At 35.5% G+C, this 12,536-nt stretch carries 12 protein-coding genes; 4 read left to right on the top strand and 8 right to left on the bottom strand.

Translation table 11 applies throughout. The features are described from left to right. Positions 1-16: 16 nt before the first annotated feature. Positions 17-340, top strand: coding sequence for a PepSY domain-containing protein (locus tag IV87_RS06050; protein WP_057806408.1), 324 nt, complete (start codon positions 17-19; stop codon positions 338-340). Here the strand turns inward: IV87_RS06050 and trmB are convergent. The 3 genes from trmB to IV87_RS06035 all read right to left on the bottom strand — a co-directional run bounded on the left by trmB (position 337) and on the right by IV87_RS06035 (position 2,992). Continuing rightward, on the bottom strand, positions 337-975 hold the full coding sequence (trmB, locus tag IV87_RS06045; protein WP_057806406.1) for a tRNA (guanosine(46)-N7)-methyltransferase TrmB: 639 nt from the start codon (positions 973-975) through the stop codon (positions 337-339). The genes IV87_RS06050 and trmB overlap by 4 nt on opposite strands. Positions 976-1,041: 66 nt before the next feature. Next, positions 1,042-2,259: an ABC transporter permease gene (locus IV87_RS06040; RefSeq protein ID WP_057806404.1), complete on the bottom strand. Its 1,218-nt coding sequence runs from the start codon at positions 2,257-2,259 to the stop codon at positions 1,042-1,044. After that, positions 2,252-2,992, bottom strand: coding sequence for an ABC transporter ATP-binding protein (locus IV87_RS06035; RefSeq protein WP_057806402.1), 741 nt, complete (start codon positions 2,990-2,992; stop codon positions 2,252-2,254). Before IV87_RS06035 ends, IV87_RS06040 begins: the two co-directional genes overlap by 8 nt. A gap of 145 nt (positions 2,993-3,137) precedes the next feature. On the opposite strand from IV87_RS06035, the gene IV87_RS06030 reads away from it, so the two are divergent. The 3 genes from IV87_RS06030 (at position 3,138) to IV87_RS06020 (ending at position 4,945) form a co-directional block, all read left to right on the top strand. After that, positions 3,138-3,581: an HIT family protein gene (locus tag IV87_RS06030; protein WP_057806400.1), complete on the top strand. Its 444-nt coding sequence runs from the start codon at positions 3,138-3,140 to the stop codon at positions 3,579-3,581. Positions 3,582-3,584: 3 nt separating this feature from the next. Continuing rightward, on the top strand, positions 3,585-3,938 hold the full coding sequence (locus IV87_RS06025) for a hypothetical protein (RefSeq protein WP_057806398.1): 354 nt from the start codon (positions 3,585-3,587) through the stop codon (positions 3,936-3,938). A 122-nt stretch (positions 3,939-4,060) separates the two neighbouring features. Next, the gene (locus IV87_RS06020; RefSeq protein ID WP_057806396.1) at positions 4,061-4,945 is read left to right on the top strand and encodes a peptidylprolyl isomerase PrsA; all 885 of its coding nucleotides are present in this window, start codon (positions 4,061-4,063) and stop codon (positions 4,943-4,945) included. A gap of 66 nt (positions 4,946-5,011) precedes the next feature. Here IV87_RS06020 and IV87_RS06015 read toward each other — a convergent pair whose 3' ends face one another. The 5 genes from IV87_RS06015 to IV87_RS05995 all read right to left on the bottom strand — a co-directional run bounded on the left by IV87_RS06015 (position 5,012) and on the right by IV87_RS05995 (position 12,517). Beyond that, positions 5,012-5,971 carry a 3'-5' exoribonuclease YhaM family protein gene (locus IV87_RS06015; RefSeq protein ID WP_057806394.1) on the bottom strand — a complete coding sequence of 320 codons (960 nt, stop codon included), beginning with the start codon at positions 5,969-5,971 and terminating at the stop codon, positions 5,012-5,014. A 16-nt stretch (positions 5,972-5,987) separates the two neighbouring features. Next, positions 5,988-8,624: an ATP-binding protein gene (locus IV87_RS06010; protein ID WP_057806393.1), complete on the bottom strand. Its 2,637-nt coding sequence runs from the start codon at positions 8,622-8,624 to the stop codon at positions 5,988-5,990. Further along, positions 8,605-9,834, bottom strand: coding sequence for a metallophosphoesterase family protein (locus IV87_RS06005; protein ID WP_057806390.1), 1,230 nt, complete (start codon positions 9,832-9,834; stop codon positions 8,605-8,607). Before IV87_RS06005 ends, IV87_RS06010 begins: the two co-directional genes overlap by 20 nt. Positions 9,835-9,934: 100 nt before the next feature. Further along, a complete protein-coding gene (locus IV87_RS06000) occupies positions 9,935-10,279 on the bottom strand; it encodes a YlbF/YmcA family competence regulator (protein ID WP_057806389.1) in 345 nt (114 codons plus the stop codon). Positions 10,280-10,363: 84 nt separating this feature from the next. Then, positions 10,364-12,517, bottom strand: coding sequence for a PBP1A family penicillin-binding protein (locus IV87_RS05995; protein ID WP_057806387.1), 2,154 nt, complete (start codon positions 12,515-12,517; stop codon positions 10,364-10,366). Positions 12,518-12,536 lie beyond the last annotated feature (19 nt).

Here is a 12,536-nt window from a genome sequence, read left to right as displayed (position 1 = left end):
AGAGGAGTGATTCATAATGTCAAAACCAGAAACCACCATTACACAACTCACGATTGGCTCTCTTGGGCTAGCCACTGGTGTTTTAGCAAGTTGGTTTTTATTTCATAAAAAACATGTTTCCGCTAACGATATTTTAGAAACCGTTCGGAAAGCATTTCTAAAAGAAGGTCCAATTGAGGGCTCTTGGATTGAGATGAAACAAGCTCCGTTACAAAAATTCGCCATCAAAACCACTGTTTATTACGGTGGAATCACTCGCTATGAAGATGGTAACTTGATTCAATATGAATTTTTGGCAGACGCTAAAACTGGCACCATTATTGATATTTACCGTCTCTAAAAGTGTCCCTTTAATTTATAAATTCGTTGACCTTTTTCACTAAACTTATGTTCATATTCTGTTTCGACATTTTCAAGCGCCTCATCACTATGATGAAGATCCAAATAAACACCATCAAAAATAATTCCAAAATTATTCATACTCAAAAGCGAGTATTCGAATAATCTCTGATTATCTGTTTTTAATTCAATAACACCGTGTTCAACCAAAATTGTACGATAAACCTGTAAGAAAGTTTTATAGGTTAATCGTCTTTTTTCATGTCTTGTTTTTGGCCACGGATCTGAAAAATTCAAATAAACTCGATCAATTTCACCGTTGTCAAAATACTCATTTAAATCTGCGCCATCAGCTAGCACCAGTTGAAGATTGGGTAACGTCTGTGGTAACGCCTTTTTTAAAGCAATAGCTGCTACAGATCGTTGAATTTCAATGCCGATAAAATTTATTTCTGGGTACTTCAAAGCCATTTCAATAATAAAGTGGCCTTTTCCCATGCCAATTTCAATTCGAATGGGTTGAACCTTTTTAAACCGTTTTTGCCAGTTACCTTTGAATTTTGCAGGTTCCGTAATTATCATTTCTGGATGAGCTTCAATCAGTGGTTCTGCCCACGGTTTGTTTCTAACTCTCATTATTTTTCCTCAAATTTTCTTTCAAATTCAGTTACCAATTAATTCTATAGATTGTCCTTAACCCCGTCAAGAATTCATTTTTTTGATTCGGCCAGGAAAATAAAGTTTAATTAAAATCCAAATTTCCACCCCGCCTAATAACAAACTTAAAATAGCTTGAATTAGTGAAATATTAGAAATTCCAACTACTACTGCAAACAAAAGCGACGTCGCAATCAGTAATCTTGCGAGTAACCAGTTAAAACCAGCAATTTTAATTGTATTTTTTATTGGATACAAGTGTGTAAATACATTTTCATTATAATTGACCAACAGTGGAAGTAATTGAAAGCTAATCAGATAAATAAACACCACTTGTAAAAATAGTGACAAATAAAGATTAGGCACAAAAACTAAAAGGAGCATTCCTAGAAGTGTCAAGCGAAAATATAATCCACTGTACACGGTACTACGGAGCAAAGCACGAGAGAACAGATACACATATGTGTTATTAGATCGCCGATTAATCATTGCCAAAATTCCATCCAAGTATTTACGACGATGCACTGTTCCATGCACATTGGGAACATCAGTAAATAAATTGAAGAATCGATAAATTCGTAACATGCGTTGTTCTTCAATCGTAACCGCTAAATGCCAATTCAATGATCTAGTTGTCCACTGCCGGTTTTCTTGAAAAACTTCTATAAAGCTTTGTACTAATGCAAGAATAACTGTCAGCCAAACATTTACATAAATGCCCACAATAAACCAACAAATTGGCAACAACCATCTAGTTCCGACCCATAACCACCAAATAAAGGCATGATTTTGGTACAGTTGATTAAGTTCAATTGAAAGTTCACCAAATTTCAAAATAATCAAAGCAAGGCCTAGACCAGCAACCTGCCAACCAGAAAAATGAAACGCAATCACAATAAAAGGAAATAAAATTGCTGTCCCCAAAATTTCGATGCAGATACCGAAAAACAAACTGTGCAATCGTGCTTGCTTTAAATAAGCATGCATATCGTGTTCACGTGGCAACAAGAAAACAGGATCCGCTTTTTTTAACAGACTCGCTAAACGACCGATTTGTAAAATGATCACTAAGAAAAAAATGATAAGGGGGCCGGCCCACCAACTCGTAGTATGAAAAGTCTTCAAAAAATTTGAATACCCATAGCCAAGTCCACCAACTAAAAACATTAAAGCAATCACAAAATGGTCATTTAAAACGTATCTTAAATATTTCAACATTTCCAGAAAATGAGCATGCTGTCTTCTTTTCCAAAGATCACTCATGCGTTTCACCCTCTCTTGCCAAGCCAAGATAAATATCAGTTAGTGATTGTCCTAATGAAGGATTTTGTTTTCGTAAGGAAGCCAAGTTTCCTTGTGTTTGAATCTTTCCATTATGTAATAAAATGAAACGATCACAATACTTTTCTGCAGTATCCAAAACGTGAGTTGACATTAACACAGCAGCTCTATGTGATTTTCGTTCGTCAATCAGTTTCAATAAATCATCAGTCGCTAACGGATCTAGACCTAAAAATGGTTCATCAATAATATATAATTTAGCCTCCGTCAAAAAAGCACAGACAATCATTACTTTTTGTTTCATTCCTTTAGAAAAATTATCCGGAAACCAATCCAATTTATTAGCAAGCCGAAAAGTTGTCAAAAGCTCATCTGCACGTTGCCAAGCTTTTTTAGCATCTAATCGATAAGCCATAATAGTCAGATCGATATGTTCCTTCAAAGTTAATTCAGGATATAAAACAGGGAGTTCTGGAATATATGCAATTTGTTTTTTATAGGCGTCGCTATCTTGATAGATAGTTTTATCATCAATTGTAATTTTTCCCTTTTGTGGTGTTAGCAAACCAATAATATGATTGATGGTAGTAGACTTACCGGCTCCGTTTAGCCCGATTAGACCAACTAGTTCACCTTCGTGTACTTCAAAATTAATTTCTTTTAAAACAGGAATTTGTGAGTAACCGCCAACCAAATGTTCAATTTTTAAAACCATTTTAGTTTCTGCCTCTTTCAATACTTGATTTGAATTGATTATATCATGAACTCCTTGTTTTCACAGATTTCATGAGCAAGGTTCTTTTGGGCTTCCCCTTAAATATTGGTATAATGAAGCTAATTAAGAAAAAGAGGTAATGAATATGACCAACAAACGTGATGCATCTTGTGTTTTTTGTAAAATTATTGATGGCGAGATTCCAAGTTACACAATATATGAGGACGAGAACATTAAAGCTTTTTTAGACCTTTCTCAAGCTACACCCGGACACACACTGATCGTTCCTAAGACACATGTAAAGGATATTTTTGCATATGATTCAGAGCTGGCAGCTAAAACATTTGCAAAAATTCCAATGATTGCTCAGGCTATTAAAGCTAGTAATCCCAAAATTATTGGCATGAATATTGTCAATAATAATGGTTCAGTAGCTTATCAATCAGTTTTTCATTCTCATTTTCATTTGATTCCCCGTTATTCAGAAACCGATGATTTTAAAATGATTTTTGGTGATCACACAGATTCTTATTCACAAGCACAACTTGGTGAAATTCAAAACGAAATCAAAGCTAATTTAGGAGCGTAAAAAATGGCAAAAAAAAATAAACATCGTTTACTTAAACTTACCTTTCTATCCATCCTTGGATATCATAGTGGTAAATATGTTTTGTCACACCCTAACCTTTTAACTAGTATTCAACAAAGTTTTAAAGAAACCATAGAAAGCATTCGTCAGTTTAGTCGTGCCACTGCCAACCTTAAAAAAAGTACTGAAAATTTACAACAAACAATTAGTGACAGTCAGCCTACCCTAAATGCCATCCAAAAAGATGTGGATCATTTTCAATATAAATTACAACCACGGCTTGACCGCATTGAACAACTAACCCAAGATATTAATAATCAACTAGATTCAGTTGGCAATGAAAAAACTAACAAATAACGATTCGTGAATATAGTTTGAATTTTTATTAAAGATTCATACAGACTTATAAAACGAACTGTTTGTATGTTATGATGGGAATTGAAGTTTTTTCAAACAATTAAGTTAGGATGTGTTTATGGATGAAGAAATGGTTAATTGCATTAGCCAGCGTTTTCATGGCAGTGACTTTAGCTGCCTGCGGTAACAAAACCGTTGCAACAACAAAGGGTGGAAAAATTACTGAAAGTGCTTATTACAGTAGCTTGAAGTCAACTTCGAGTGGTAAACAAGTCCTTCAGCAAATGATCCTGAATAAAGTCCTTGAAAAGGATTACGGTAGTAAGGTCTCTAGCAAGACGGTAACTAAGCAGTACAATGCTTACAAGACCCAATATGGTAGTCAATTCAAGAGTGTATTAACACAAAACGGAATGACAACTTCTAGCTTTAAAGAAGAAATTCGTTCTAACTTGCTTTTGAAGGAAGCCGTAAAGGATAATGATACGATCACAACGGCTGATTTGAAGAAAGAATGGAAGACTTATCAACCAAAGGTTACGGTTGCTCAAATTCTTGTTTCAAAGAAATCAACTGCAGAAACGGTCATCAAAAAGCTTAAAAAGGGCGAAAGCTTTACTAAGTTAGCTAAACAGTATTCTACAGATAGTTCTACTAAGAACAAAGGTGGAAAGCTTTCAGCATTTGACGATACAAACACAACTTTAGATTCAAGCTTTACTAAAGCTGCCTTTGCCCTTGACGAGGGTAAGTACACAACAACTCCTGTTAAGACTACTTATGGTTATCAGGTTATTAAGATGCTCAACAAGCCTTCTAAGGGCAAGATGAGTGATCATACTAAAGCTCTTAAAGAACGTATCTGGGCAGCTGATATGAGCAGCAGTTCTAAGTTAAAGAGCGTTGTTGCTAAGGTTCTTAAAAAAGGTAACGTTTCAATTAAGGATAGCGACTTGAAGAATGTTCTTTCGGATTATCTTTCAAGCTCAAGTTCTTCATCTAATTAGTTTCATTTCATTATAAAAAGCCCGCTGCTTTCATTTTTGAAAGCAACGAGCTTTTTTATTATCTCTTTATTCCGTTTGATGGCCAATTCGTTTATAGAAGTTACGACCATCCATTCCAAAAATACGTTCCGAAAAAGTACCATCTTTCGTATGACTTAATGCTCCTGTAACCATTTGAATAGAGGCATCCAGATCATCTAAGGCATGCAGGACCACCGCTTCTAAAAGCAATGGTTCGATTGGTGAACCATATTCTTTTAAGCCATGGTGAGAAACGATCATGTGCCGCAGTAACAAAATATCTTCACTACTATCACTTATTTTGAGTTCTTGGCAGGCCTTAACAATCTCACCATCCATAATTACAATATGGCCCAGTAAATTTCCTTCAACAGTGTACGTTGTCGAAACAGGTCCTGATAATTCAATTGTTTTGCCAAGATCATGTAGTATAGCTCCCGCATATAATAACGAACGATCTACTTGCGGATATTGATCACTTACATTCTTTGCCAATCTTAAAATAGAAAGCGTGTGAAAAGCCAATCCACCTTGAAAAGCATGGTGATTCGTTTTCGCCGCTGGGTAGGTATAAAATTGTTGATCATATTTCTGAAGCAAAAAGCGAACCACGCGATTCCAATTAGGATTAGTAATATCAAAAAGAAGTTTACTGATTTCTTCTTTCATATCTGCTACCGTCATCGGTGCTTTTTTTGTGTACAAGCTCGGATTATTGGGCTCAGTTTTGGTAGCCAGTCTCATCCCTAAGATTTTAATCTGAGGAGTTCCCTTATAATTTTCGCGTTTACCATTTAGGAAAATAACCTTACCAGCCTCAAAGTTTTGAATATCTTGTGTATTGGCGTCCCAGAATTTCCCACCAATATCACCAGAACGATCTTCAAACACCATAGCCAAAAAGTCTTTACCATTCTTTGCTACCCGAACCTCTGCACTTTTGATCAAAACAAAAATGTTTAAGGTTTCATCAACCGCAAAGTCAAAAAGTTTTCTATTATCCATTTTTAAATGCTCCTTATCAATTTAGACGAATTATTTGAGCTCCTGTATTTGAATTATCACTTTCATCATCCGCGGTAAAGTAAATAACTTGATGCTGTTCACTAATTTGGTCGAGAAGTGTCATCACATTTTGTTTTCGAACTGAATCAAAATTCACAAATCCATCATCAATAATAATAGGTAAATCAATTAAATCTGCCATAACTTTGACAAATGCTAATCGAATTGACACGTATAACTGCTCGGCGGTTCCTTGAGACAGCTCTCCCACTTCATAATTCTGATGGTTTGCATCAAATACAACAATTGTTTCGTCATCGAAACTAATCTTATTGTAACGTTTATTAGTTAACAAAGAAAAATATTGTTCTGCGTTCGCCATAATTCTAGGTAGGCGTCCCTGACTAGCCACCGATAATGTTTCATCAATCCACTGAGCAGCAAGTTTTTCGGTTAACCAATTACGAGTTTGAGCTAAAATTTCCGCTTCCAAATTGGCCTTTTGCTGTTGTAAATTAGCATACGTTTCATCGTTTGCCAATTGTTGCATCTGTGTACCTAAAACTGTTTTTTGTTCAACTAATTTTTCTTGTTCAGCTCTTAACTGACTTAAAAGTTCTTCTTGCGCATTCAGTTGCTTCTGAATCTCTTCTTGAGTATTAAATTTTTGTAGATCAGTCAGGGTTACTTCTCCAAGTTGTTGTTTCAACTGTGCACATTGAGTCTCAAGATGATTTTGTTCAAGTTGCAAGTCTTTGGCAGTTACAAAAGAATGCCAATCTGTTAAAGATAACTTTTGTAATTGGTTGGTTTCTAAATCCTGATTTTTTTTATTTTCAAGTTTCAATTGATTCAACCGATCTTGATAATACTGCAAGTCTTGTTTTGTTTTTTGAAATTCTTGTTGATCATTAGTAATTTCTTTAAAGTAAGTATCAATATTTTCTATTTGTTGATCAATCGTACCCGTTAAAACGACCCAATCTGCTAATAATCTAATTTTTTTAGTGAATTCTGAAATTGTTTGTTGATTTTTTTTAATTTGAGATTCATTTGTTTGCTCTGATTGTGTTAATTGTTTAAAACGTGTTAAATCATTTTGCATGGCTGGCCATGTTTGCGGGTCACTTTGTTCAAGACCCTTTTCCCCTCCAATTTCAGTGATTTGGTTATTCAAATCATTTAATTGCGCCATGATTTCTTGTAGTTGTTTTTTTAAACTTTCCAGTTGTTCATTTAAATCAGCATTCGAAGCTTGTTTCTTATTAGCAAACAAAAAGTGGCTGCCAACAACTCCTAACAAACCTAAAACTAATAATCCCAGTTTTATACCCAAAGAAAGGTTAACTAACCAAGGTACAATAATGACTAGTATACTTATTACTAAAAATATACTTTTAGGTTTTCCGGCGAATTGTCCTTCCCCACTGTTATTGGTCTGCAATAATTTATTTTGTAACTCAACAATTTGTGCCTGGATAGTTTGCTTTAAATGATCCTTTTCATTCTTTTGTTTTAAATCAGCTTGAAGGTTCATAAATTCAGTGTTATCAAAAGGTTCAGGAACTCCTTCCTTGGTACCTATTTGAAGCTGAATTTGAGCTTTTTCCTCGTCAATTTCAGACTGTGCTTTTTTCAAACGGCTAGTTTGTGTTGAAGTATTTTGAATACTCGTTAAATTTTGCTGAATCTCTTTGAGTTGCTGTTGATGACTCCTATAAAATAAGATTCGCGGATTTTCTTGTTTTTCTTGTTCTAAATTATTAATTTTTTCTTGTAAATTTTTAATTACTTGCCTAGTTTCTTCAAGTTGTTGATGCAGATGCTCAATCGTTTCGATTGAATCTGATGGCATTTTTGAAAACTTCACATCCAATTTAGAAGAAATTTCTAAATAGCGTTGATAAGCTTCCCAACCAGATAAATCGTGTTTTAACTTATCTAATTGCGCATTTCTTTCGCTGATTTCTTTCTGCAGTTGAATTAGTTTAGTTCGATTTTCATTAACAGAGGCTAACTGACTTTTATATTCCGCTGTCTCTTTGGCAGCTGTTTGAATTTCCTCGCTAAGAGTTTCGTACTTCTTTAATAATTTATTTAAAGGACGGACTCTTCCTTTGGGGGCATAAATCTTATCAGCACTCTTTTCAAAGGAGCTTTGAAGACCAATCCACTGATCACTTCCAACTGCACCAATTTTTAAAACTCTTTTCCTAAATTCATCTCGATTTAACTGACGAACTTCAGCTAGTTCAGTTTGACTAAAACTAAACATTTCGTTAAAAAGAGTCTCATCAACTGGCCCTAATAAGTTTTCTAAGGTTTCATTAGGTAACACTGCCTGCGCTTTAACGTTTGTAACAGTTAATTTTCCTCCACTTTTTCCTTTTACTCGCGTTATTAAATACTGTTGACCCTGAGCTTCAATTAAAAGTTCACCACCGTATTTTGAACCATTTTTGGGTTCATACCTTAAATAACGGTCAGCACCTCTTTTAGTTCGAAACCCAAATAAAACACTTAAAATAAACTGACGTAAAGTAGATTTTCCAGCTTCATTAGGTCCCGAAAAAACGGTTAAACCAGAGGTCAGATCAAATTGTTGATCCTGCCATTTACCAAATCCATATACATTAATCTTTAATATCTTCATCGTTTTGCTCCTCACGACCACCATTTTCAAGTAGTAAAGTTTCCGCTAATTCTTGAAGTTGCGTATCCTGAGATTCATCATCCAGTGCTTCCGTAATGAATTTATAGTTCAACAACTTTCCCGCTGTTTTATCTATATTTTCTGCAGTAAAAACTTTTTTACGACTCTGCTCCCAAAATTCGCTATCCAATGCACTTAAATTAGAAATTTCATGTGTCGGTACGGGGGCAATTTCATAAACCCAAGACGAACTGCTTTTGAGTAGTTTTTGTTGAACAACTTCTAATAAACTGTCATCTTTAATTCGTATTAAAATCGAGTTCCCTAAGTCTTGCGCATTTTTGATTTTGACATCAACAAAAGTAGGCTTCTTATCAAATAGGTTTTCAATTGCGTTCAAAATCTTTTTAACAATATTATCAAACGAATCTTTTGCTTCGGCATCAATTATTACCGTTTGCCAGTCAACCACTGAAGCTGCAATAAATTCAGGATTAAGCTTTTGGCCTTCGCTTGAAACTAAGTAAAAACCCTTTGCACCCGGTTCATTTTTATGTCGTCCCTGTAAGTTACCAGGGTAGATAATGGCTGGATCTTCATTCAAAATCTGACGTTTATGAATATGTCCAAGTGCCCAATAATCATAATGTAACGCTAATAGTTCACCTTTTGAGAAGGGCGCATAGTTTGCTTCAGGAGCATTAAGGGTGTCCAAACTACCATGAACGGTACCAATTTCAAAATCGGTTTGACTTCTAGATGGAAAACCACCCACAACATCTTCTTTAACTGCCTGTTTATCATAACTAAAGCCAACAATCGTAACGGTTGTACCATCTTTTAAAGTTAGGTATTCTTCTTGAGGTTGCTTTGGAAACACGTGAACATTTTTTGGATAATCAATAATTTCGGTATTTTCATTCAAATAATCATGATTACCATAACTTAAATAAACCGGAATTTGCTGTTGATTCAATCTTTCAAACTGATCATTAACAAACAAATCTGCCCGAATACTGTGTTGAACCTGATCAAATAAATCACCAACAATTAAAACAAAATCAACGTTCTCATTGATTGCGGTGGATACCATATTAGCAAACGCATGGTAAGTTGAATCATGGATCAGATTCCAAATTTGATCTGGTGCTTTGCGCAACCCTTTAAACGGACTGTCCAAATGAATATCTGCTGCATGAATAAATTTCATAAAAAATACCCCTTGATTCATAAAAAAGGGTCAGAACAAATCGTCATCATTTGTCTAACCCTGTTTGTATTAAACTACGCCATATAAAATGTGTTCAATCTTAATCTTGATACAATTCTTGTATTGGTTTAGTGATAATTTGATTAATGTCATTTAATAACTGATTTAAACTACGTTCTTTATCCATCAAAGTTTTAATCACATCAACATTGCCAACTTCACTAGCAATTTCACGCGCATGCTTCATCTCATCATCAGTTAGATCTTCACCGTTCATTTGTTTCTGCTGTAAACTAACTTGAACTTCTTGAAAATCTTTAAAAAGATCATATGCTTTAGGATCTTTTTTCATTTCAGCATATGCTGCAACCAAATTAGTATACTCAGTTGTTTGACGAAGCTCTTCTTCCATTTCGTTTGCAGTATCGTAAATATTAACAGCCATTGTCTTCCTCCTAGATGTTTACGCCTTTTATTATACTGATATTGTATCATACCAAACTTGTTTTGATACCTGCATTAATGAACTTTAGTTCCCACCAAGAAAACTTTTGGCTTTATCTACCCATTCACTAGCTTTTTGTTTAAATGATTCTGTTCCCTTTGAAAAACTCTTTTCCGCACTAGACGTTCCATTTTGAATACTATTCCAGATACCCGACCCGGAGCTGGAACTTTCAGCCGTTGCCAAACTGGAAGCATTACTTGTATTAAAACTAGTGCCAGCCGTATTAGGTAAAATACCTTCCATTTCCGACTTGAACAGAGAACTCAATCCAACACCACTTAGATTCTCCAAATGATTTGTCTTGGTCGTGTCATCAAAGCCTTCCCAAGTTGCCACTACCATGTCTGGCGTATACCCAATCATCCACTCATCAGTTGTGGCGTCACTACTTGAAGAACCATCTAACTCGGTACTTCCTGTCTTACCGGCAATTGTATAACCAGCTGGTTTAGCGTTTACGCCAGTACCATATGAATCACTATAGACCCCAATCATCATACTGGTCATTTCTTTAGCTACCTTTTTGGAAATCACACGCTTAGTTTGCGTCGTATTATTTACAATTGTTTTACCGGATGAATCAACTATTTTTCGAATAAATCCAGTTTGCGCTAGTTCTCCTTCATTAGCAAAAGCTGTATAGGCACTGGCCAATTGATAAGGTGAAATTCCAGTGGTCAATCCACCTAAGGCGAGTGCCAAATTCTTGTCACTTTTATCGACATTTAAACCAAATTTTTGTACCGATGCATAACCTTTTGCAACTCCAATTTTATTGAGTAACCATACTGCCGGTGCATTGCGACTTTCAGCTAATGCCTGATACATTGGTAAAGAGCCGACGTACTGATTATTGTAATTTTCGGGACGATACTTATTTGTTCCATATGACTGTAATTTATCGGTTACCGTTGAATCATAAGAATAGCCACTGGACAATGCCGGTGCATAAACCGCAATTGGTTTGAGCGTCGATCCCGGTTGTCGCTTCATTTGTGTGGCACGGTTAAATCCTCTAAAAACATGTTTGCCTCGGCCACCAACAACGGCAGCAACCCCACCTGTCTTGGGATTAATCGCTATTGAAGCCGCCTGCACTTTCGTCCCATCAGAAGCGTTTGAAGGGAAATAACTGGAATTTTTGAACTTGTTTTGCATACTGGTCTGATCACTTTGATTTAAATACGTATAAATTTTATAGCCGCGATTCATAATATCAGACTCAGTTAGCCCATAGCGACTAATTGCTTCGTTAATTACAGCATCAAAGTAATAAGGATATTTATAATCACTCGTATCTGCATAAGCGTTGCTAGTGATTAAAGTTGTTTTTTGATATGTTTTTGCTTGTGCTGTGGTCAATTTTTTGTTTTCAGCCATTAAACCTAGTACCACATTGCGCCGTTGCTTTGATGCGGCTGGATGATCCACTGGGTTATAAGCACTTGGTGAAGTCAACATACCTGCCAAGACGGCCGCTTGTGGTACTGTCAATTGACTTGCAGAAACTCCAAAATACCGCTTAGAAGCATCTTGTACGCCCCATATACCATTACCAAAATAAGCATTGTTTAAATACATTGCCAGAATTTCTGATTTTGTATACACATTCTCTACTTCAATTGATAAAAATAACTCTTTTGCCTTTCGTGTAAAGGTTTGTTGTTGCGACAAGAAGGCATTTTTAACTAATTGTTGGGTCAATGTACTACCGCCACCACTAATATAGTCACGACCTAAAACTTTGTTCATGCCATATAGCAGCGCTGCTCTTCCAATTCCCTTGACTGAGAAACCGTACTCTTTATAAAATCCTCGATCTTCTGTAGAAATAACCGCATTTTGCACATTTATCGAGATTTTATTTAAACTGACCCAGGTTCCTTTTTGAGAATAGAGCGATCCTGCCTTATTATTTTTAGCATCATAAACGGTAGTTGGTTTTTCGAGTGCACTTTTCAAATCACCAACATTAGCCGTTTTGGCTTGGTAGGTTAAATAGGCACTCATCACAAGAAAGAAACTTAAAAAGAGGATAATCAACCAACGTGTTAACTGAAATCTTCGCCAGTAACGTCCAAAAAATCTACTAGCTTGATGCCAGTATGGTGCTAGAAAATGACCAATTTGTTTAATTATCTTCATAACCGAAGAAAAGAAATTATTAGTTTTCATAAAAGTCTCCGTTTGAAAT

The sequence above is a fragment of the Pediococcus ethanolidurans genome (assembly GCF_001437405.1).
Classification (GTDB): domain Bacteria; phylum Bacillota; class Bacilli; order Lactobacillales; family Lactobacillaceae; genus Pediococcus; species Pediococcus ethanolidurans.
The sequence above is the reverse complement of the archived record's forward strand: the minus strand, read 5'-3'. Positions and strand labels throughout refer to the sequence as shown.